Here is a 23,398-nt window from a genome sequence, read left to right on the forward strand (position 1 = left end):
TTACGGAAAATTAATAGATTAAATTTGCTGACTAATACTTGAAATTTTCGTCAAAATTAGCAGTCAATTCGGTAAGTAAAAATAATTCTAAATACATTTGTTAAAATGATAGATGCATTTGTCTTTTATATTTTACCTAAAAGATTTTATTTCTCATAAATATTACTTGAAAAGGACTTATGAAAATTCAATTCTACGGAGCAGCGCAACGTGTAACCGGAAGCAAACACCTGATAACTACCCAAAAAGGAACAAAAATATTATTGGATTGTGGCTTATTCCAGGGTATTAATACTTCTGAATTAAATCTGAATTTTGGCTTCGATGCGAAAGAGATAGATATTCTGGTATTAAGCCATGGACATATAGATCACACAGGTTTAGTGCCAAGATTAGTAAAAAAAGGATTCAAAGGACAGATATATGCTACTAATGCTACTAAAGACTTATGCGACATTATGTTGTATGATTCTGCCTATATTCAGGAAAAGGATTTAGAAAGAGTCAATGAAAGAAGACATAAACGTGGAGAGTCTCTACTGGAACTGTTATATGGGGAAGAGGATGTAAGAAATGCTCTGTCATTATTCAAAACGATAGATTATCGTACCCCTTTTTATTTAGAAGAGGGTGTAAAAGCAGAATTTTATGATGCAGGCCATCTATTGGGAAGCGCAGGTATCTATCTGACATTTGAGGAAACTCAAGGTACTAAAACATTATTCTTTACAGGTGATGTGGGTCGGCCGAATGATAAAATACTGCGCAGCCCCGAAGCATTTCCACAAGCAGATTATATTATTAGTGAATCAACGTATGGTGATAGATTGCATGAGCCGGAAATTGATATGAAAGCTCACTTGCTTAAAATTGTTCATGATACCTGTGTGGTTCGTAGAGGAAAACTGATTATTCCGGCCTTTGCCGTTGACCGTACGCAGGAGTTAGTCTATGCCTTAGATCAACTGGAAAGTGAGGGTAGGTTGCCTAAGATACAGGTATATGTAGATAGCCCGTTGGCTGTAAAAGCAACGATAGCAATGAAAGAAAACGAAGAATGCTTTAATCCTGAAATTCTTGATTATATCAAGCACGATGGCGATGCTTTTAACTTTGATAATCTGCATTATATCAGTGAGGTGAATCAATCAAAAGCCTTAAACTCTTATAAAGAACCTTGTATTATTATTTCAGCCTCGGGTATGGCAGAAGCGGGTCGAATCAAGCATCATATTGCTAATAATGTTGAGAACCCAAATAATACTATATTATTGGTAGGTTATTGCTCACCCGAAAGTTTAGGGGCTGTTTTAAAAGGAAGACCTGAACACGTAAAAATATTTGGTGAGTTACACAAATTAAATGCAAAAGTAGAAGTGATGGATTCGTTCTCTGCCCATGCAGATTATTCCGAATTGATTACTTATCTGGGTTGTCAGGATGCTTCAAAAGTAAAGAGTTTATTTTTGGTGCACGGAGAGTTACCTACACAATTAGCTTTTAAGAACCGATTGTTATTAGCAGGTTTTAAAAATATTCTGATACCTGCCCAGGGCGAAGGATTCGATTTGTAATTGAGTGCTTAAATTGCGGCGCGACCGTCGCTCGGTTCGCGCCACAATTAACCGTGAATCTTTTCTCCGATTAGGGAAATTAATCATAGCTTTGTATAAAAATTTCAGGTGTTGATAGATTATTGGCATCTTTGCACTTCATTGGCTATTATTAATAGGTCTAAAAAATTTTCAAATGAAAATCGCCATTCACGGCCGAAAATTCAATGTAGAGTCTGTACCTTATATACAGCAGGTTTTTGATGAATTAAACAAATACAAAGTTGAAATTCAATTATCAGAAACCTTTAAACGTGTTTTGCTACAATCTGGCATTCAACTGCACTGCAAGAATGTCTACACTACTTCTCAGGAAATATTTAATGCAGATATTGCATTCAGCCTTGGGGGTGATGGTACTTTTCTTGAAACCCTTTCGCATGTCGGTAAAAGAGAGATTCCTATTCTTGGCTTTAATTTTGGTCGGTTAGGTTTTTTAGCCGCTATTTCTTACGAGGAAATCGAGACAACTATTGCCCAATTGGTAAACAGGCAGTATGATATTGATGAACGCACCATGCTTGCGGCATCAGCCGAAACAGAATTATTTGAAGAGGGCATGAATTTTGCACTGAATGAAGTAGCCATTTCCAAAACGGATACTTCTTCAATGATTGTGGTACATGCTTATATTAACGGAGAGTTTCTGAACAGTTATTGGGCGGATGGGCTTATGGTTGCTACCGCTACCGGCTCAACAGGCTATTCGCTCAGTTGCGGAGGACCGTTGGTAATGCCGCATTCGGCCAATTTTATCATTACGCCTATTTGTCCACACAATCTGTTTGTAAGACCCATGATTGTATCAGACGACAGCGTTATTTCGCTGAAAGTAGAAAGCCGTAGTAATAATTATCTGGTTTCTATGGACTCCAGAGCTAAGATTATTGCCACAGAAGAAGAAGCCACCATCACCATAAGAAAAGAGGCTTTTAAGGCCAGAATGATAAGAATGGACGGCAATAATTTTTTAAATACATTAAGAAATAAACTAAAGTGGGGGGTAGATGCCCGCAACTGATAATAAAACTTTTAATCTTACGTTAAATAATTCAGACTAACATTGCTATTCCATTATGAAATTTTTAGACTTCAAAGGAGCATTATTAAAAACGGTATTTTGTTTTTCTTTGGTACTTTTGATTACTGATGAAAGCTTCGCGCAAGGGGGGATGTTCAGCAAAAAAAATAAAATTAATCAGTACTCGTCGATTAGCATTGGGGGAGGCTCATCACATTATTTTGGTGATTTGTCGCCTTACAGTACTTTTTACTATGGTTTATATACCAATGTTCGTTGGAATGCTACTATTAATTATACCCGTCAGTTTACTCCTCAGTTTGCGGCCAGAGTAAGTTTTACGTGGGCACGAATCCTGGGAGATGATTATAACTATTCACAAAGAAATCTGACTAAATTCCATACCTATTATTTAAGAAACCTGCATTTCAGAAATGATATTAAGGAATTTGCCCTTACGGGGGTATTTAATCTTTTACCGCAAACCGGTAAAGGTCAGCAAGGCAGAAGAGCTTTTATGCCATACGGATTGCTTGGAATAGGTTTTTATGGCCACTCTCCTAAGGCAAGAGAAAACGCTACCGTTGATCCTACTACTGGCGAGGTAACATTAGGTGGTTGGTTAAACCTGAAAGAGTTGCAAACCTCGGGCCAGGGAATTATACCTGACCAGCCGAAGTCTTATTCTCTTTTGCAACCCGTATTTCCAGTGGGTTTGGGTGTAAAAATGAAACTTACTGAAAAACTGGATCTTAACCTTGAGGGAGGTCTTAGAATAACACCATTTGATTACCTGGATGACGTTGGCAGTTCGAAATATCCTAATCCTACTGTTCTTGCTGCTACCTCTCCAACAGGAGCACTTCTTTCTAACAGAGCTGGTGAAAATATTTCTGCCAGAACGGGTGAAGATAGAACACCGGTATTTGTACAGATTATGACCGATCCGGCCTATAGATATAATTTAGCTGGCGCTGGCATACAACCAAGTACAAATGCAGAGCAATTTGTGGGATTTTCGGCAAATACAATTAGAGGAAGCTCAAGATGGGATAGTTATTTTGTAACACAGATTACTATCAGTTATATCATCGGCAGTTCAGTTAAATGTCCACCAATTAAATAACATTTTAACTCATCATTATTTCATTGTTTATTTGATTTTTTTGTGAAAAAAAGCCTTTTTCTGATTTTATTGATTGGTGCATTACCTAAGCTGCAAGCCCAGATGTGGGAAGTTGGTGCAGGTTTGGGCGGCATGAATTATAAAGGCGATGTACTGCCTAAATTTAAGCCATTGGTAGTAGGCCCCGGAGCCAACATATTTGCCAGAATGAACTGGAGTCGCTCACTTTCGTTGAAAGCTAACGGTGTGATTGGTAAAATTCATGGAAACGACGCGGATATGGGTGATCCATATCATAGAATACGTGGATTTAGCTTCAATGCAACCATTTTTGAAGCAGGGGGCCAGATAGAATATAATTTTTTGAATTTCAGAACAAACGCTTCTCGTATTGTCAATAACTGGACACCTTATGTATTTGGTGGCGGAGCTGTAACTATGAGAAGTACCAATTATACATTACAGAACCTGATAGATACGGGTAATGGTTTTGTTTTCAATGGCACTACAACTGGTAGTAGCAGTACCCGTATCAATTCCTGGATTTTAGGAATTGGTTTTAAGAAGGAATTAAATGCCCGATGGAACTGGGGAATGGAGTTTGGTACCCGATGGATTAATGATGATTTTCTGGATGGTTTGGGGTACTATAAAAATGGTACCTATGATAATGATCCCCTTCCGGCCGCCGTTACAGATTTCGTGATATTGAACCGCAAACGTAGTGTGCCGGGTACCCGGGCAAAAGATATGTATTACTATACTAATATCTCAATCAGCTATTTATTCTACAAAGTACACTGCCCGCCAAGAAGATAATCAATCTATTTTGGGCTTCTATACGAAAGATTCTGCTGTTTTTTGTTAAAAAATATTAACAAAAGTCTACAAATCTGTAAAAACTTATCAAACAAAGTTCTTTTTTCCTAACTTTGCAATCCTTTTTATTAATTAGCATCATTGTTGGTTAATTACTCATCAATTGATAATAGGTTTTTACGTGAAAGAAAACATTAATTTAAGCAATTTACCTAAACACATAGCCGTTATTATGGATGGTAACGGACGCTGGGCTAAAAAGCAGGGTGCTATGCGCATATTTGGGCATCATCATGGGATAAAGTCTGTAAGAGAGACCGTAGAAGGCTGTGTGGAACTGGGTGTAAAATACCTGACACTTTATACGTTTTCGACTGAGAACTGGAATCGCCCTAAGCTCGAAGTAGAAGGTATTATGCAGTTGCTTATTAAAACAATTGGAGAAGAAGTACCCGACCTGAATAAAAACAATGTTCGCCTGAAAGCTATCGGCGATTTAGACTCACTACCCAAGTCTGCACGAAAAACATTACAGGATTCTATAGACCTGACAAAGAATAATACTGGGCTTACCTTAACCCTGGCGCTAAGCTATAGTGGTAAGTGGGAAATCGTAGAAGTAACCAAAAAAATTGCTCAACAGGTAAAATCAGGAGCATTAGCCATTGAAAATATAACAGAAGAGGTGTTTGCTTCATTTTTAGCAACTGAAAAAGCACCAGATGTAGATTTGATGATTCGCACCGGTGGCGATCATCGCATCAGTAATTATCTACTCTGGCAATTAGCCTATGCCGAGTTGTATTTTATGGACGATTTGTATTGGCCTGAGTTTCGTAAACAACACTTATTCGGGGCTATTTATGAGTATCAACAGCGTGAAAGACGCTTCGGAAAAACGAGTGAGCAATTACCTTCTGTAAAGGTATAAAACATATGATAATGATTTTTACTAGTAAAAAGTATCAGTTTAACCACCCCCCTTTCGGGATAAACACTACTACAATTAAAAAAGGTATCCTTTTTATTGCCCTCCTATTTTCTTCTACAGGAATATTTGCTCAATTAAGAATTGGTGTGGGAGCCCGGGCCGATCAGGCTAAAGATAATGGTGTTTCTTATGAAAGACCACAGGAGTATACCATTTCGAAAATTACGGTAAGTGGTATTAAATTTCTTGACCCCAATACCTTGATTTCTGTTTCTGGCCTTAGTGTGAATGATAAAATCTCCATTCCAGGTGAGAGAATCAGTACGGCTATCCGTCGTTTGATGGAACAAGGGATTATTGAAGATGTAGCCATTAATATCACCAAAATAGATGGTGATAAAGTAGAACTGGACCTGAATCTTCGTGAACGCCCGCGATTGAATAAGTTTACCTTTAAAGGGTTGCGTAAAGGGGAAATTGAAACGGTAAACGATAAGGTAAAAGCAAATAAGGGTAAGGTAATCACTGATGCCTTGATCAAGAATATTCAGCTGACTATCAAAAAGATATATGTCGATAAAGGCTATTTGAATACAAGTGTACAAATCAAGCAGGTAGTAGACACTATCCGTGCGAATAATGCCGCTTTGATTGTAAATGTTGACAAGAAAAAGAAAGTAAAAATTGATGATATTCAATTGATTGGTGTAGAGGAATTGCCTGACTGGAAAGTATTGGCAAAATTGAAGAGTACCAAAATAAAAGCACCATTAAGAATCTTCACTCCTTCAAAGTTTATTCCTAAGAAATTTGAAGAAGATAAAGAGAAATTGGTAGAATACTACAATAAAAAAGGATATCGTGATGCTCAGATTACTTCTGACTCTACTTTCTCGACAGATGGTAATAATCTGAAAATAGTTTTAAATATTAACGAAGGAAACCGCTTCTATTACCGCAAAATTACCTGGACAGGTAACTACTTACGTAAAACAGAAGATTTACAAAGAATATTGGCGATAGATAAGGGGGATATTTATAACCCTGAAGAGTTGAACAAAAGAATCAATGGTATTCCGCAAGGAGACGTGAGTTCGGCTTACATGGATGATGGCTATTTGTTTTTTAGCTGTGTACCCGTTGAAGTAGCCGTTGAAGGTGATTCTATTGATATAGAAATGCGTATTACTGAGGGTAAACAAGCTACTATCAACCGCATTATATTAAATGGTAATACCAAAACCAGCGACCACGTAGTCATGCGTGAACTTCTGACTCGTCCGGGACAAAAATTTAGTAAAACTGAGCTGATAGAATCACAACAGATATTAGCCAGAATGAACTATTTTGACCCACAGAAGATTGAACCCAAACCTATTCCACAAGCAGATGGTACGGTTGATATTGAGTATAATGTAGAAGAAAAACCGAGCGATAATATTGAGTTATCAGGTGGTTGGGGTGGTTTGCAAGGTTTTGTCGGTACATTCGGGGTAGTATTCAATAACTTCTCTGCCAAAAATATTGGTAACTTACAAAAATGGCGCCCTTTACCAGCGGGCGACGGTCAGAAATTAGCCTTACGTTTGCAAGCCAGTGGTAGATTCTACCAGACTTACTCTATTTCGTTTACCGAACCCTGGTTAGGTGGCAAAAAACCTAATTCATTTACAGTGAGCCTTTTCCATACTTCGTCTGATAACAGAGCTTATCAGCGTGCTTTAGAAAGACAATATGGTGCAAACTCTCCATATCTGGCTATGTTGGGAGGTACAAGCAGTATCTATAATGGTTATTTCAAGAATACAGGAGGATCAATTACTTATGGTAAACGTCTGAACTGGCCTGACAGAAGCTTTAGCCTTAATGCTTCATTATCTTATCAAAGATATAATGTAGATAATAGTTACTTTATTCCGGGTTTCCAGAAAGGGGTTGCTAATGATCTTTCTGCTATTGTATCGATTTCGAGATATTACTTAGATAATCCGCAGTTTACGCGTTCAGGTTCTCAGTTTAATCTGACTGCTACTTTTAATCCTCCTTACTCTGTATTGAGAGGGGCACCTGCAGCAGATAAATTTAAATGGATTGAAGGACATAAATGGATGTTTGATGGAGACTGGTATACACCAATTGTCGGTAAGTTTGTATTACATGCCAAAGCTAATTTAGGCTTTCTGGGTAAATACAGTGCCAGTTCAGAATATAGTCCGTTTGGTCGTTTCATCTTAGGTGGTGCAGGTTTAGGTATGCAGAATGCGATGAACGTAGGTGCTGATCTAATTGGTTTACGCGGATATGAAGAGGGTATTGTACATGAATTATCAATGGATGAAGCTGAAAGACTAAGAAAAGGTGAAATTACTTTGAGCCGTTTAGGTGGTTTGGCTTATAGCAAATATACTGCCGAAATTCGTTATCCGGTATCATTAAATCCACAGGCTACAATCTTCCTTCAGGTATTTGCTGAGGCTGGTAATAGCTGGGGTAGCTACAAAGACATTAATCCTTTCAAACTACGTCGTACGGCTGGTATAGGTGCAAGAATTTTCATGCCTGCATTCGGTTTGTTAGGTCTTGACTTCGGAAAGGGCTTCGATCCTATTCCGGGACTTCCGAACCGTGGGTTGAAATCGTTTACCTTTAGCATCGGTCAACAAATAAGATAAGTTTGTTAAATTCTGTTAATAAGATACATGCTTGGCTTTACCAACGTTAATAAGGCAATTAAGTAGCCGAAATGACGTTAATATTTGACCAAACAATAAATTATTAACCAAATATTATCCATTCGTAATTATTTTTGAATGAAAAAGACAATATTTTTGCTATTTTTGGCACTCTTTTCTGTACAGTCTTTTGCACAAAAGTTTGGGTACATTGATTCGGAGTTTATTACCAGTAAAATGCCCGACTATAAAAAAGCTCAGGAGGATATGGAAAAGTATTCTGAAAAATGGGTGCAGGATATTCAGACCAGATACACAGAATTAGAAAAATTGCGTCAGCAATATCAGCAGGAAGAAATTTTATTGACGGCTGATATGAAACGTGAACGTCTAAAAGCATTGGAAGATAAGGAGAAAGAGGTAAAGGAACTGAACAACAAGGTTTTCGGCATGAACGGTTTATTGTTTGCTAAGAAAAAGGAAATAATGAAGCCGATTATGGACGATATCTACAAAGCCTGTGAAAAAGTTGCCCGCCAGAAACAATTAATGTTTATTTTTGACAAAGCATCAGATATAAGCATGATTTATACAGACCCCCGCCATGATTATACCGATTATGTGATGGAGTCTTTAGGAATTTCGTTAAAGGAAGACAAAACTCAAAATAACCAAGTAACCAAACCAAAAAATTAGTAACAAAATGAAAACAAAGCTTTTTGCCTCTTTGATTGCGGCTATAATGTTTGTAGGTATTACGGCGAATGCTCAACAAAAAATTGGATATACCAATGTTGATTACATTCTGAATAACCTGCCAGACGCTAAAGATATAGAGACTAAATTGAAAACTGAAAAGGCACAATACGACAAATTGTTGCAAGACAAAGTTTCAGATTTTCAGAAAAAGTACGAAGATTATCAAAAAAATGCTCCTTCTATGTCTCCGGTAATCAAAGCAGACCGTGAGAAAGAATTGCAAAACCAAAACAATTCTATCCAGGAATTCCAACAAAATTCTGAAGGTGCATTGCAACAAAAACAACAACAATTGTTGGCTCCGGTATTAGACAAAATTGACAAAACTATCAAAGATGTAGCTAAAGAAAACGGCTATATTTATGTTTTCAATACTGATGCAGGCCCTGGTACTACACCAATTTTGTTAGTTGCTCCAGATGCAGATAACATCTCTGATCTGGTATTCAAAAAACTAGGTGTAACACCTCCGGCTAAAACAGCAGCAGCTTCAACTGCCCCTGCTACACCAGCAGCAACTCCTAAGAAAAACTAATTATTAGTAGTTCTTTAAATAGAAAATCCGCAGAATCTTGATTCTGCGGATTTTCTGCTTAATAAGCAAGTTAATTTTATCTTGTTAAGAAAAGTAGTGTAAAATCAATGAAGGTTTTCAAATCAAAAGAACAACGAAACTTAATTGTCTTTTTTACCTCTATAGTAATTATTTGTTTAATCTTATATGCCAGAACCCGGTATATTATGAGTCAGTGTACAAAAGTAACAGTTGGTACAGTAAAGAGAACTACTTTTGTCAATGACTCCGCTGTCAAAACTGTTTATTTCGATATTGAATATAATGGCGAAAAATTAACGATTGATGACGATTATGGAGGGAAAATGAAAAATAAGGGCGAAAGATATTTCATTGTTTTATCATGCACAAGACCTAATTTTAGCGAAGCCTATTGGGACATTCCTGTACCTGACACTTTAAAATTTATACCTCAAAATGGTTGGGACAAAATACCTTATAATTTGGAGAAGATTAAATAGAAATAAAATAGGTGTACCAAAGTAAGTATGCTTTTAGTACACCTATTAAAATAAATTCCATTTTAACTAATTCAATTAAATAGCCAATTGATTAATACTATTTCCAAGATTCTCTACTACTTTTTTGCTGTTTGCATCGGTTGCTTTGGCTTTTGCGCTCGCCAGGCTTGTTTTGGCTAAAGCTAATTCTTGTTTTGCTTTTGCAGCATCTCCAGCTTTTTTATATAAACGTGCCGACTCATATCTTCCATTAGCTATATCAAGTGGTGTTTTTAATTGTGGTATCGCCGTATTTAACCAATTACGTACCTGTGTAGCTAGTTTACCATCAGGGAAATTCACATTATAGAAAGTAACATAATAGACCAGCATCTGTGGTTGTGAAGTCTGACTAACCTGATTCTGAATGAAAGCCAGCGCTTTATCTGGCCCTTGTTCACGGATGAGTGCCTGTGCTTCTATCTGCCAGGTGTTGCTTGTAACATATTGCCCTGCCCCTATCAGATTCATGTATTGTTTTAGCTTATTTACCTTAGCTAATGAATATTTACTTGCTTTGGGGCTATAAATAGCCATTTGCACCAACATACCCATCGCATTAGTTTCAGTGCCTGCATGCCCTTTGGCTTCTTCGTATTTACGGGCCGTAGCAAGGTTTCTTAACCAGAACTCCGCAAAACCATTATCCACATCCATCAGGCATTTTTTGGCTATTTCCCAACTCTCTTGAGAACTCAATTTATCTTTTGGATAAACTCCATATAAGTCATTCGCTACTTTAATATTACGCGTAGTATCTTGTGTAATACGAAGCAGATAGGCCAGACCTGATAGCATACCTATATCGCGGCTACCAGCCTGGTATCTTTTCCAGGCCGTACCTGATTGGGTATTAGGGTCAAGGGCTGCTTTGGCATGGTTTACGAAATCTTTAGGTGTATTAACAGGGTCAGTATGATGTAAGATATTCTGGTTTTTATCGAAGTATAAAAACAAAGGGAAACCCGGCAAATAGATTTTCTTGTCGTTCAGAAACTTTACCTGCTTGGCATCGCTCAGATTGAGTTTATAATTAATAAAATTCTGATTATAGAATTTGCCGACCTCTGCATTTTTCAATGTAGGTTCAAGGCTCATACAAATAGGGCAGTTTGGGTGAAAACACTCTACAAAAACAGGTTTGTTCTGTGCCTTAGCTTTGGCAAATGCACCTTGTATAGTAGGCTCCCAGGTAATACCCTGAGAAAAAGCAAGACAAGAAATGAGAATAAAGGTAGTAGATAAAAGTATTTTTTTCATCGAAAACAGGGTGGTATTTGGTATGAATAATGATGATTTATTTGCAAAAAACGTTCCATAATATAAGAAATTGCTCATAATGGATACTTCTACTCTGAAACAGTAAAAATAGCGGATTCATTTCATAATATCTCCTTAAAAATAAAGCCACCATCTTATGGCAAGATGATGGCTGCAGAAATATTAAACAGGTTTACAATTATGCTAATTCTTTCTGTACTTTTTCAAGAAGTTTTTTAGTAGCCATAATACCGTCTGCATTTGATAAATAGCTAGTATCACCACCCATATCTCTCATCAAGCCTCCTTCGTATTCAATGCCTACATATCCACCAGTCCAGCCGGACGCTTTGATGATTTTGAATATCTTGATGAAATCAGTATCAATATCGTTACCATTCGCATCGAATTTATGGGTTTTAGCGCTGATACCTCTGGCATAAGGCATCATTTTTTTCGTTCCCTCATATTTATCATGCTCTTTCACACATTTGGTTGCCATAATGCCTTTCAAATCCTGTGTGACAGGTTTGCTTCTTTCAGCACAAAAATTTCCAAAATCAGGTAAGAAACCTTTATTTTTAGATTTTACGCTCTTCATTACACCTACTAACCAGTCTGGATCGGTTGAATAGCCAAAGTGGTTTTCCACAATCACATTCAGCCCGGCTTTTGCTGCATTTTCGCATACTTTTTCGTAGCCATCTGCTGCGGCTTTACCTACTTCTTCCATTGTTCCTTCTTCGCCTTTGCCAGATAGAGCCGACATAGCATCACCCAAATTAACCCGAATAGACGAACAGCCTAAATACTTGGCAGCATCAATCCATGAATTGTGTGCCTCTACGGCTTTCTGACGTTGAGTTGCATCTAATGAAGCGATGTTAGCACCGTCAACCATAATCAAATGGTTTTTCATGCCTAAATCGTCGCAACGTTGTTTTAATTCTTTCAGATACGTCTGGTCGGTATGTTTATTATTGAAGAAGCCAGATACATATTCTAAAACTGAAACACCGAATTCATTTTTTGCTCTGGCCGGGAAATCCATGTTTTTCATTTTGCCGGTAAATAATTCAGAGGCAAATGAGAATTCGGCAAGGGATATTTCAAAAGTAAATTTTTTGGCAGACTCTGCCGCAAAAAGCGTTTCGGGTAGTAAAGAAGATAAGCCAAGCCCCGCAGTAGCAAGACCCAATTGGCTAAGAAATTCACGACGGTTATTCATAAATTTAAGTATTGAGAGAGTGAAAGATTATGGTTCAAAAGTTACTGAAAACGGTACAAATAATGCCCCTTTAGATTTATCATTTTTGAAAACAAAGTATAAATCCTGGAAGCCATTCGTTGTCGGAATATTTACTGGGTAAGTCTTAGGTTTTTTTCCTCCTGTAAATGCCGCCATGTCGTCATTGGGCTCAACAAAGTCTGTTTTTCCTAAAAGTGGACCTTCTGCTGAACCTGTATGCACCTCAATAATTCCCCCTTGCGAGTTCAGTTGTTGTTTAGGTGCGGCTACAACGAAACTTAGTGTTTTTACACCTGTTAAGTCAATATTTTTTGCAGCGGCATAAGTATTAGCTCCCATCACAATCAATAGGTTTGTTTCACCCATTTTAAACTTCATGATATTTTTTGAAGTTTCCTCTGAGTTGCCTAGCAATAAAGTAGGGTTTTTCAGAACTATCAATTGCTCGGCTGTTTGAGCAGGTAGACCGTTTGCCCCTTTGTCAGTATAAGTAGCCAGAAGTTTATAAACACCCTTGCTTGGGTCTCCACCTTCAGGTATTTTGGCCGTTACATTACCTTTTGGTGGTAGCAAGGTAGGAGGGATTTTCTTATCGGCCAGACTTAGAATGTATTGTATCATCTGATTAGCTTCCGGCAAACCAATATTCGGGTGTGCCGACATAGCAACATCTCCCCAGACACCAGCACCTCCTTTAATAATTTTATCTGACAGAATAGCTACAGCATTGCTATTCGATTTATATTTTCTGGCAACTTCTATAAAGGCAGGGCCGACCGATTTTTTATCAGGAAAATGGCAGGCTTTACAATCACTTTTATCAATCAGGTTTTTTCCTGCAGTGAAGGTAACGGGCGCAGCCTGATGACCTTTTGACTGTGGCACATCTTCGGCATCCTGATAGGTAGCTGTGATTTTCACTTTTGAAGCCGGGATACGTTTATCTGCTAAACTACCATCTTCTTTATCTGATACACGTACCTCATACCCAATATCTTTATTCGGGAAGAAGAATGTTTTATTCCCTTCTGTTTGTTCCAAAGAAACTTGCGGAGGCTCGTTTCCGGCTTTTATAATCAATTCTTTTGAGTCTTTTAAGCCTTGAGCATCAGTGACAGTCAGAACGGCTTTATAAGTGCCTAATTTCTTGAATGTATAGCTTGGGTTCGCTTCAGCTAATACAATTGGAGCACCACCTGCCTGTGGCATTATTTTCCATTCATATTTTAATTCATCTTTATCAAAATCTTTAGTTCCCTCTGACGAAAGCTGCACAGTTAAAGGCAATGCTCCGGCTTGCTTATCCGATTTAGCTATTACCAATGGTTTGCGGTTTCCACCATTATATTCTATTCGTATAATTTTCGATTCCGGATTTGCTAAAAACCAGCCCTGACCGTATTCAATCATGTATAAATCGCCATTCGGGCCAAAGGCCATATCAATCGGGTGTTCTAATTTCAGATTAGGCAGGAAGCGTTCCATTTTTACATAATCTCCCTGCTCGTTCATCGTTACGGCAATAATCCAGTCACGCATCCATTCGTAGATGAAGAGTTTATTGTTGTAATAATCAGGATAGGCACGTTTTGCATTCTGGAAAAACTCTTTATGATAGACTGGTCCGGCCATGGCACTGCGTCCGCCTGTGCCTAGTAATGGGAATTTTTTGGAATCGGCAGCCGGATACCAGATAAATGCTTTCTGTGCAGGAGGTAATTCCTGCAAACCTGTATTATTAGGCGAATTATTGATTGGTTTTTCAGGATTAAATTTTTCTCCTGATTTCATGGTAGTGAAATCAAAATCCCAATAGGATTTGTTATCGCCTACAAAATAAGGCCAACCGAAATTACCTGCTTTGCGTGCTTGTCCGAATTCGTCTTCTGCAGCTGGTCCTAAGCCCGTTGAATCTTTCCCTGCATCGGGGCCTACATCACCCCAGTATAGGAAGCCATTCTTTTTGTCAATAGAAATACGATAAGGATTTCGGTGTCCCATGGTATAGATTTCAGGACGGGTTTTAGGCGTGCCTTTCGGGAATAAGTTTCCCTCTGGAATTGTGTAAGTACCATCTGCCTCAGGATGAATTCGGATGATTTTTCCTCTTAAATCATTGGTATTAGAAGACGATTTCTGGGCATCATAAGGGCTTCTACCCGGACGTTCATCAATAGGTGCATAACCGTCTGATGCTCTCGGGCTTGTATTATCTCCTGTTGACAGGTATAGATTACCCGCACCATCCCAATCAATAGAGCCCCCTGTATGACAGCACTGGTCTCTTTGAGTAGGAATTTCAAGAATAACCTTTTTACTGTTCAAATCTAAGGTATTCCCTTTCATTTCGAAACGGGCTAAGATATTCTTAGGGTCGTTTCCGGCCGGTGAGTAATAAAGATATACCCAGTGGTTTTGGGCAAAATCAGGGTCGATGTTTAGCCCTAATAGACCATCTTCGGCTTCCGGTTGTCCACCATCAGCGAAGTTGTATTTAGTGCTAACCGGAATTGAAGCTATCACTGTCGTTTTCCTGGTAACAGGGCTATACATTTTTACTAAGCCATGGCGCTCAATGAAGATTACTCTTTCATCTGGCAAAACGGCTAGTTCCAGTGGTTCATTCAGGTTTTCTGTCAGAACAACTTTTTGAAAGCGGTTTTCTTCGGGTACCTGCGCCAGAAGATATAGGGGCAGAAGACATATAAGAAAACTCTTGAATAATGTTTTCATAGATTAAATAGAGATTGTTTAATAGAATATCAGGGCATTTTGCCTTGAAAGAATACGCTTAAGTTGGGTAATGATTTAAGGGAAATGTTTTAAGACATGAGAAGTAGGATTGTTTATAAGTGAAAATATATAGGTCAATGGGTAAAGATTACACAATATTATAAATTTTTTCATTGTGTACAAAAAACACAAAGAATTTTTTAATTTTGATTTTTGAACGCAACTAATGATGGATCAAAGACTAAAGGAATACCTTGAACTTACGCTGAAAGAAGTGTCTATCGACTGTGTGATTTTCGGTTTTCATGCCGGAGAATTGAAGGTTTTATTGTTGAAATGGAAAGGCACAGATGGATGGAGTCTGCCCGGAGGACGAATTTATTTAGAAGAATCTGTTAATGATGCTGCAGTACGTATTCTGCAAGAGAGAACAGGCTTGAAAGAAATCTTTTTGCAACAGTTTTATACCTTCGGAAGCAATGACCGATATAAAAATATGGATGTGGAGGCTTTAATCAGGAAACTGGAATGGACGTTTGGGACAGAGTTCTATGACGAAAAGTATATGAAAAGGAATGTATCGCTCGGATACATGGCTTTAGTAGAATTTGAACAAGTAGTTGCTACCCCGGACTGGTACACAGATGAATGTATGTGGTGTGAAATATCTAACGTACCCGAATTACTTTTCGACCATAATGAAATGATAGATATAGCTTTAAAAGCTTTAAGGCGACAGGTAAGTTATCAACCTATTGGATATAATCTATTGCCTGAGAAATTTACGATGCCTGAATTACAGCGATTGTATGAGACTATTCTTGGCAAACAACTAGACCGCCGGAATTTTCAGAAATTGGTATTGAGTTATGGTATTTTAGAGAAGCTACCCGAAAAGCGCGTAGGAGGGGCATTTAAAGCTCCATTTCTTTACAGATTTGATAAAGAGAAGTACGATAGGGCTACGAAAGAAGAGATTTTGTTTGCGATATAAAGTAAAAGGCTCGATTCAATGTCGAGCCTTTCGTTTATTAGGTATATTACTGTTATTTCTCCCAATCAAAAGAGCGCTTCACTGCTTTTTTCCAGCCTTTGTAGAGAGTATTGCGTTGGGTAGCTTTCATTTTTGGCTTCCAGCGTTTGTCTACGCCCCAGTTCTGAATCAAATCATCAAAGCTTGTCCAGTAACCCACGGCTAAACCAGCCGCATAGGCTGCTCCTAAGGCAGTCGTTTCAATCATCGTCGGTCTGATAACAGGAACTTTCAGCATATCAGACTGGAATTGCATCAATAGCTCATTCACTACCATACCGCCATCTACACGCAAAGAGCTGATTTCAATACCTGAATCATTCTCCATGGCATCTAATACGTCTTTGGTCTGATAGGCGGTAGCTTCTAATACCGCGCGGGCAATATGTCCTTTATTAACATAACGTGTCAAACCTGCGATGACCCCTCTGGCTGATGATTTCCAGTAAGGTGCATATAAGCCTGAGAATGCGGGAACAACGTAAGCTCCGCCATTATCTTCTACGCTTTTGGCTAATTTTTCTATATCAGTACTTTTCTGAATGATGCCCAGGTTATCTCTTAACCATTGAACTAAAGCCCCTGCAATTGCTACCGAGCCCTCTAAGGCATAATGTACTGGTTGGCCTTCAAACTGGTAGGCTACGGTTGTTAATAAGCCGTGTTTTGATGGTACTAGTTCTGTCCCTGTGTTCATCAACATGAAACAACCTGTACCATAGGTGTTTTTGGCTTCTCCGGGTTGGTAACAGGTTTGTCCTACCAAAGCAGCCTGTTGATCGCCTAAATCTCCTGCTAATGGAATGCCTTGTAGTACTTCTGATGTAATCTTGCCATAAACTTTGCTGCTTGGCTCTATCTGTGGCAACAGTTGCAAGGGAATATTCATGATTTCTGCCAATTCAGCATCCCATGCCATTGTTTTCAGATTCATGAGTTGGGTACGGCTGGCGTTGGTTACATCAGTAATATGCAAGCCACCATTAATACCACCTGTCAGATGCCAGATGAGGAACGTATCCATATTGCCAAAAATGGCTTGTCCTTTTTCGGCATCTTCTCTTACGCCGGGGACATTATCTAAAATCCATTTGATTTTCAATCCGCTGAAATAGGTAGCTAATGGCAAACCAGTACGGTCTTGAAAAAACTGCGAGCCGTGGCTTTTCGTTAGGGCTTTTACGGTATCATCTACACGGGTATCCTGCCAAACGATGGCATTATAATAGGCTTTACCTGTACGTTTATTCCAGACAACCGCTGTTTCCCGTTGATTAGTGATTCCACAGGCTACTATATCTTCTGTTTTAATGCTTTTTTCTATACGAGCTCTGGCGATTACCTCCAACGTGTTTTTCCATATTTCTTCCGGATTATGCTCAACCCAACCCGGTTTCGGATATATCTGTTCGTGCTCTTTTTGTCCGACTGAAACGATAGTACCTTTGCGGTCGAAAATGATACAGCGAGTACTGGTAGTGCCTTGGTCGATGGATGCAATGTATTTCATAAGATTGAATAGATTGATTTGACACAAGAAAGGCAAGAGTTAATCTTGCCTTTCTTTACATATAAATAGGTTTTATTTACTGATTTTCGAGCCCGAGAAACCATACCAGGCAATGTAAGCAAACATGGCCACTGGTAATAGCATAGAAGTAGCCATTGAAGTACTATCGGCAATAGCTCCCATAATAGGCGGGAAAGCCGCACCACCTACAATACCCATAATGATAAATGAAGAACCCAGCTTGGTATATTTTCCTAAGTCTTTCACGCCCAAAGAGAAAATAGTAGGGAAAGTGATACTTTGGAAAAAGAAGAACGCCATAAGGGCATATACTGCTGGTTGGCCTTTTACCTGTGAGGCAACTAATAATGCCAATACGATACCGGTTGAATAAAGACCCAATAGCACATTAGGTTTCACGAATCGCATCAGGAATGTACCTACAAATCGGCCTATCATAAATACCAACATACCTACGGAAAGTAAGCTGGCAGCATCTAGTTTAGAAACGCTGATGGCTTCCATTACAAAGTTGATAAATAAGCCCCATACACAGCCTTGTACACCTACGTTTAAGAATTGTGCAAATGCCCCTAAGGCAAAATGTTTATGTTTAAATAATGCACTTAGCGATTCGCCAAAAGACGCGTTGTCTTTACCTCTATCTTCTTCATGAGTACTTGCTTCCTGAATTTCAGGCATTGGGGTTCTCAGAAATAATAAGGCAATCACTAATATAATAACTCCTACAATTAAATAGGGTAATTGAACCGATTTAAAACCCTCTTCTACCGATTGCGTATGCTCACTGAAAACCAACATTCTACCCACTAGCGGCCCGATAATTACTCCTAAACCATTGAATGACTGAGCGAGATTCAGACGTCTGTCCGAAGATTCTTGTGGCCCTAGTACTGTGGCGTAAGGGTTAGCCGCTGTTTCAAGAAAGGCCAGTCCGCAAGCTAATATAAATAGTGAAACTAAGAAGAATGTCCACGATTGTGCTTCAGTAGCAGGATATACCAGAAATGCTCCACCTGAATACAATAATAGACCTGCCAGAATCCCTTTTTTGTATCCCCATTTTCTCATGAAAATACCTGCCGGTAGCGCTATTAAGAAATAGGCACCATAAGTAACCACCTGTACCCAGGTAGATTGAGAAATAGTAAGATTAAGGGTTTCCTGAAAGTGTTTATTGAGTACGTCGAGCATACTGATGGCAAAGCCCCATAAAAAGAAAAGACTGGTAACCAGAATAAATGGAACGAGATAGTTGTTTTGAGTAGCGTTAGTCTGGAAGCTTTGTTTGTTCCCGGAAATAGAAGCCATAGTAATTTTTAGGGTTAAAATTGAATGTGTTTACTGTTTGCTCAGTAATTTGTTCAAAAATGATAATTTTTTAAGAAATAATAAGATAATTTTAAAATAAATCTCTGCCTAAAGCCATAATTAAGCGCATTTAAGAATAGAACAATAAAATAGCGAGGTGATTAGCCTCGCTATGAGTATTATATAGGAATGATTTAGCTTAACTGAGGAATTGTTTGACATAGTTACGGGCAGTCAGAATAGCCGTTGTTACATCATCAATATTACCCTCATAGGCTTTATCTTCAACCTCAATAACCACTGGCCCTCTATAACGTACATCAGTCAAAGCAGTAAAGAAGCCTCTCCAATTTACGTCACCCAAACCAGGAAGTTTTGGTGAATGGTATTCTAAAGGATTTGCCAGAATACCTACTCTATCCAGTTTATCACGGTACACTTTTACATCTTTGATATGTACATGGTGTAAACGGTCTTTGTATTGATAAATCGGTTTTATCTCATCCATCATCTGGAAAATCATATGTGATGGGTCATAGTTCAATCCGAAAAGAGGAGTCGGGAAAGTTTCGAACATGGCATCCCATACCGCAGGAGAAATAGCTAAATTTTTTCCACCCGGCCATTCGTCATTGGTAAAAAACATCGGACAGTTTTCGATACCTATTTTAATGCCTTCTTGTTCAGCTGTCTCAATGATGGGCTTCCATAACTTCTTGAAGATTTCGAGATTATCTTTAATATTCTTTTGCGGATCACGACCTATAAATGTATTCATAACCGGCACACCCAATTTATTACAAGCTCTGATAACTTTCTTGATATGCTCAATATAAAATTCAGACTTTTTAGTATCCGGATCAAGTGGATTTGGGTAATATCCGAGGCCAGAAATGGTGATGTTTCTTTCGCGGGTATAGTCTTTTATATATGTAATGTGTTTATCATCCAAATTATCGACATTGATGTGTGAAACACCAGCATAACGGCGAGCATCGCCATTATCTTTAGGCCAACACATCATTTCGATACAAGAAAAACCATTTTTTGAAGCAAAATCTACTACGTGTTCGAAGCCGAAATCGGCTAAGATAGCACTAACAAATCCGAGTTTTAACATAATTGTATGAAGGAGGTTGATAATTAGGGCGTAAATTAAGGCTTTTTTGTTCAATCGTCGAAAAAATAAGTAACGTTTATGAGGTAGGGTGGGAAGAAAATTTTTAATTTTTTTCATTTTTCGGCAACCAGATGCATTTATTTCTCGTATATGTGGAAAAGTAGAAACAGTAATGGGGAAATGTTTCTACAATGCTGGTTTGTTTAATTTATGGCCAAAAATGATGAACAAGAAAAATCGTTAAAAAATATACAATGGATAGATTTTAACGATTTTTCGATAAAAAAGTTAAAAAACTTTTGGTTTTATAAAAACTTATTATTTAGTTTTGTTTAACAATAATAACGCAAAAAATAAACAAGCCATGACAACTCTTGAATTTAACTACGCAATTTCAAAGACCTCGAAGTCTCTAAAGCCATTTGCCTTTCGATTGACAAAAGATTTAGAAGACGCCAATGACTTATTACAAGATACACTTGTAAAAGCATTTATGAACCGTGATAAGTATACCGATGGTACTAACCTGAAAGCATGGCTTTATACCATCATGAAAAATACTTTTATCACTAATTATCAGAGATTGCTTAGAAAAAATACGTTTATTGACACAACTGATAATTTGCATTTTATTAATAGTACCGATAGTAGTGTTGAGAATAATGCTTATTCTACTTTTGCTATGGAAGATATTAATAATGCAGTTGAGACTTTAGACGAGAGTTACAAGCAACCGTTTATGATGCATTTCAGCGGTTTTAAATACCATGAGATTGCTCAAAAATTGCAAGTGCCGATTGGAACAGTGAAGAACAGAATACATATAGCAAGAAAAGAATTGAAAGAAAAATTACAAGTATATGCCTATTAATACAATTGTATATAAATAACATTAGTCATGGAGATGGTTTACTATTGAACCATAAACAAAGAATTTTTTCGAGTCTAGTGGGACTCTGATAAAAAGAGGAAGGTTTTTAAAAGTTATCTGTATTACGGATAACTTTTTTAGTTTTTTGGGGATGCTATTATAGGTTCTAGCCACAGAGTTACTCCGGGTTTTGCACAGAGTTGCAAAGTTAGGTATATAAAGGCTGTTCCGTGCAACTCTGTGAGGTTAACTCCATTCTACTCCGTGGTTAGTAAAGTTTTAGATATTCATCCCACCAGAAACCTCAATTCTTTGGGCGTTTATCCATCTGGCTTCTTCGGTGCATAAGAAAGCTACTACTGCACCAATATCATCTGGTAAACCTACACGGCCTAAAGCAGTTACACTAGCTACCATTTGATTTACTTGTGCATTATCGCGCACTACTCCACCACCAAAGTCAGTTTCAATGGCTCCAGGAGCTACAACATTTGCCGCAATCTCTCGTGAACCTAACTCTTTAGCTAAATATCTGGTTAGTGTTTCAATAGCACCTTTCATAGAACCATAGGCTGAATAACCAGGCGTAGAAAAACGAGCTAAACCTGAAGAAATATTAATGATTCTTCCACCATCATTTAATAGAGTTAGCGCCTTTTGTGTAAGAAAGAAAACACCCTTATAATGAATATTTAAAAGTAAGTCAAATTCTTCTTCTGTCGTTTCTGCAAAAGAAGTATGGCGACCAACACCTGCATTATTTATCAGAAAATCGAAATTTGTGGTATTGAAAGTATCTTTCAGAACAGATTTTAATTGGTCAAAGAAAATATCGAAGCTTTTAATATCGCCTGTATTCAATTGTAAGGCTACAGCTTTTTGTCCTGCTTTTTCTATGTCGGCTACTACAGCAAAAGCCTCTTCCTTTTGGGTATTGTAAGTAAGAATTACATCAATTCCTTTTTCGGCAATTTTCAATGCCATGTTTTTTCCTAAACCTCTGCTACCTCCGGTAACTAAAGCTATTTTATTCGTTGTTATCATCTTGTTTTGTGTATTAATTTGATGACACAAAGGTAGAGTAGGTGTAGTGAATCAGTCTTGCGAGTTTCAAACTGTTATTTGCAAAATTCAAATAAGAGAGATATATTGAGAATGTTTAATACAAATTGAACCTAAAAATTATTTTTTTCTCCACCTTTCACACAACATATAATCATACCATTCTGCTCCTCCTTGCGGTTCATTTGGCAATCTCATTGACTCTAAATTAACACGTAGAGAAAATATAAATTGTGAAACTCACTAAAAATATCTATATCATGTTCGGTATAGGAATCACTATTTCTAACTTCTCAAGAAGGCGTGAATTCTCATTGTAAAATTTCCATCTATCTCAACCATGATTAGCAAAGAAAAGAAATATTTTTTCGCAACTTTCAAAATAACCGTCTGCTAGAAGGCTTTCTTCATAAATTCCATCTAGGCTTTTTTCCATCTTTCCATATTCATATACTCTCTAAATTCTGTCATATCTTCAGGCTCGCCAGGTAATATATCTTTTCGACTTGCTACACCAATTCCACAGACATCACTATGAAACTCCGATATTCTATTTATTTCATCTTGATTATATGAATCAATTCCAAATAGACGACTATTCTCTGTGTAAAATTTCCATCTATCCCATCGGTAGTAAGTAAAAAACTTAAAAATTGCATCATGTGTTCTAAACCAATCTATAGTTTCATCTTTAAAACAATCCTCATAAATTTTTTCCAGACTAATTTCTGTTTTCATTTTGACTATAACCTTTATTATATTAAGATAGACGGGTTTGCAAAATTCAATCTTATTTAATTTTGACCATATTATCTACTAAGAAAATTACTTATCTAAATTCTCATCAATCATCCCCTGGACTTTTTCTTTGATTGTGGTTTGAACTTTGTCTTTAGCGAAGATGAATGTTGTGAGAATGCCTACATAAATAAGAAAGATAATCAGATAACCTAGCCAGGCGCTTTTCAGCCAGATATTGAGGCCGACCGCCATTAATATACTAAGGAAGATGATAACAGTTATAGATAGGATAAACAGGAGTAATGCGTAAATTGCCTGAACGGCGATTCCTTCAATTTTTTCTTGAAAACCAAGCTTTGTTAATTCAAATTTTGCTTCAATGAGTTTAACGATGTTGTCACGAAACTCGTTGAATTTTAGCAAATCTGCCATAGTATCCTGTTGGATTGATGTTTAGGTGGCAGGTTGTATC

General features: G+C 37.7%; 20 protein-coding genes. 11 read left to right on the forward strand and 9 right to left on the reverse strand.

The window, feature by feature from the left end; translation table 11 throughout:
- Positions 1–179: 179 nt before the first annotated feature.
- The 9 genes from D0T08_RS13800 (at position 180) to D0T08_RS13840 (ending at position 9,976) form a co-directional block, all read left to right on the forward strand.
- Positions 180–1,574, forward strand: a complete 1,395-nt coding sequence (locus tag D0T08_RS13800; RefSeq protein ID WP_116983238.1) for an MBL fold metallo-hydrolase RNA specificity domain-containing protein — start codon at positions 180–182, stop codon at positions 1,572–1,574.
- Between the two features lie 175 nt (positions 1,575–1,749).
- Positions 1,750–2,634, forward strand: a complete 885-nt coding sequence (locus D0T08_RS13805; RefSeq protein WP_116983239.1) for an NAD kinase — start codon at positions 1,750–1,752, stop codon at positions 2,632–2,634.
- A 55-nt stretch (positions 2,635–2,689) separates the two neighbouring features.
- Positions 2,690–3,760, forward strand: a complete 1,071-nt coding sequence (locus D0T08_RS13810) for a hypothetical protein (protein ID WP_116983240.1) — start codon at positions 2,690–2,692, stop codon at positions 3,758–3,760.
- A 42-nt stretch (positions 3,761–3,802) separates the two neighbouring features.
- Entirely contained in the window at positions 3,803–4,579 is a 777-nt protein-coding gene (locus D0T08_RS13815; RefSeq protein ID WP_116983241.1) for a DUF6089 family protein, read from the forward strand.
- Positions 4,580–4,760: 181 nt separating this feature from the next.
- Positions 4,761–5,510, forward strand: a complete 750-nt coding sequence (locus D0T08_RS13820; protein ID WP_116983242.1) for an isoprenyl transferase — start codon at positions 4,761–4,763, stop codon at positions 5,508–5,510.
- A gap of 11 nt (positions 5,511–5,521) precedes the next feature.
- Positions 5,522–8,182, forward strand: coding sequence for an outer membrane protein assembly factor BamA (gene bamA / locus D0T08_RS13825; RefSeq protein ID WP_116983243.1), 2,661 nt, complete (start codon positions 5,522–5,524; stop codon positions 8,180–8,182).
- A 138-nt stretch (positions 8,183–8,320) separates the two neighbouring features.
- Complete coding sequence (locus tag D0T08_RS13830; RefSeq protein ID WP_116983244.1) at positions 8,321–8,878, forward strand: OmpH family outer membrane protein; 558 nt, start codon at positions 8,321–8,323, stop codon at positions 8,876–8,878.
- A gap of 7 nt (positions 8,879–8,885) precedes the next feature.
- On the forward strand, positions 8,886–9,476 hold the full coding sequence (locus tag D0T08_RS13835) for an OmpH family outer membrane protein (protein WP_116983245.1): 591 nt from the start codon (positions 8,886–8,888) through the stop codon (positions 9,474–9,476).
- Positions 9,477–9,682: 206 nt separating this feature from the next.
- On the forward strand, positions 9,683–9,976 hold the full coding sequence (locus D0T08_RS13840) for a hypothetical protein (RefSeq protein ID WP_147322774.1): 294 nt from the start codon (positions 9,683–9,685) through the stop codon (positions 9,974–9,976).
- 75 nt (positions 9,977–10,051) lie between these two features.
- Here the strand turns inward: D0T08_RS13840 and D0T08_RS13845 are convergent, their stop codons facing one another.
- The 3 genes from D0T08_RS13845 to D0T08_RS13855 all read right to left on the reverse strand — a co-directional run bounded on the left by D0T08_RS13845 (position 10,052) and on the right by D0T08_RS13855 (position 15,257).
- Positions 10,052–11,275, reverse strand: a complete 1,224-nt coding sequence (locus D0T08_RS13845; RefSeq protein ID WP_158561266.1) for a thioredoxin family protein — start codon at positions 11,273–11,275, stop codon at positions 10,052–10,054.
- A 199-nt stretch (positions 11,276–11,474) separates the two neighbouring features.
- Positions 11,475–12,503, reverse strand: a complete 1,029-nt coding sequence (locus D0T08_RS13850) for a sugar phosphate isomerase/epimerase (RefSeq protein ID WP_116983248.1) — start codon at positions 12,501–12,503, stop codon at positions 11,475–11,477.
- A gap of 27 nt (positions 12,504–12,530) precedes the next feature.
- Positions 12,531–15,257 carry a PQQ-dependent sugar dehydrogenase gene (locus D0T08_RS13855; RefSeq protein ID WP_116983249.1) on the reverse strand — a complete coding sequence of 909 codons (2,727 nt, stop codon included), beginning with the start codon at positions 15,255–15,257 and terminating at the stop codon, positions 12,531–12,533.
- Positions 15,258–15,483: 226 nt separating this feature from the next.
- Here D0T08_RS13855 and D0T08_RS13860 point away from each other — a divergent pair, with 226 nt between their 5' ends.
- Positions 15,484–16,251 (forward strand): NrtR DNA-binding winged helix domain-containing protein, encoded by a 768-nt coding sequence (locus tag D0T08_RS13860; protein WP_310586259.1) that lies wholly within the window; start codon positions 15,484–15,486, stop codon positions 16,249–16,251.
- A 52-nt stretch (positions 16,252–16,303) separates the two neighbouring features.
- On the opposite strand, the gene glpK is transcribed toward D0T08_RS13860, so the two are convergent.
- The 3 genes from glpK to D0T08_RS13875 form a co-directional block, all read right to left on the reverse strand.
- Complete coding sequence (glpK, locus tag D0T08_RS13865; protein WP_116983251.1) at positions 16,304–17,800, reverse strand: glycerol kinase GlpK; 1,497 nt, start codon at positions 17,798–17,800, stop codon at positions 16,304–16,306.
- A gap of 72 nt (positions 17,801–17,872) precedes the next feature.
- On the reverse strand, positions 17,873–19,132 hold the full coding sequence (gene fucP, locus D0T08_RS13870) for an L-fucose:H+ symporter permease (RefSeq protein WP_116983252.1): 1,260 nt from the start codon (positions 19,130–19,132) through the stop codon (positions 17,873–17,875).
- Between the two features lie 199 nt (positions 19,133–19,331).
- Positions 19,332–20,252 (reverse strand): sugar phosphate isomerase/epimerase, encoded by a 921-nt coding sequence (locus tag D0T08_RS13875; RefSeq protein WP_116983253.1) that lies wholly within the window; start codon positions 20,250–20,252, stop codon positions 19,332–19,334.
- A gap of 364 nt (positions 20,253–20,616) precedes the next feature.
- On the opposite strand from D0T08_RS13875, the gene D0T08_RS13880 reads away from it, so the two are divergent.
- Positions 20,617–21,123 (forward strand): RNA polymerase sigma factor, encoded by a 507-nt coding sequence (locus D0T08_RS13880; RefSeq protein WP_116983396.1) that lies wholly within the window; start codon positions 20,617–20,619, stop codon positions 21,121–21,123.
- A 279-nt stretch (positions 21,124–21,402) separates the two neighbouring features.
- On the opposite strand, the gene D0T08_RS13885 is transcribed toward D0T08_RS13880, so the two are convergent.
- The 3 genes from D0T08_RS13885 to D0T08_RS13895 all read right to left on the reverse strand — a co-directional run bounded on the left by D0T08_RS13885 (position 21,403) and on the right by D0T08_RS13895 (position 23,358).
- Positions 21,403–22,167: an SDR family NAD(P)-dependent oxidoreductase gene (locus D0T08_RS13885; protein WP_116983254.1), complete on the reverse strand. Its 765-nt coding sequence runs from the start codon at positions 22,165–22,167 to the stop codon at positions 21,403–21,405.
- A gap of 438 nt (positions 22,168–22,605) precedes the next feature.
- Positions 22,606–22,923 carry a hypothetical protein gene (locus D0T08_RS13890; protein ID WP_116983255.1) on the reverse strand — a complete coding sequence of 106 codons (318 nt, stop codon included), beginning with the start codon at positions 22,921–22,923 and terminating at the stop codon, positions 22,606–22,608.
- Between the two features lie 87 nt (positions 22,924–23,010).
- On the reverse strand, positions 23,011–23,358 hold the full coding sequence (locus D0T08_RS13895; protein WP_116983256.1) for a phage holin family protein: 348 nt from the start codon (positions 23,356–23,358) through the stop codon (positions 23,011–23,013).
- Positions 23,359–23,398 lie beyond the last annotated feature (40 nt).

The organism is Emticicia sp. C21 (assembly GCF_003418935.1).
Taxonomy (GTDB): Bacteria; Bacteroidota; Bacteroidia; order Cytophagales; family Spirosomataceae; genus Emticicia.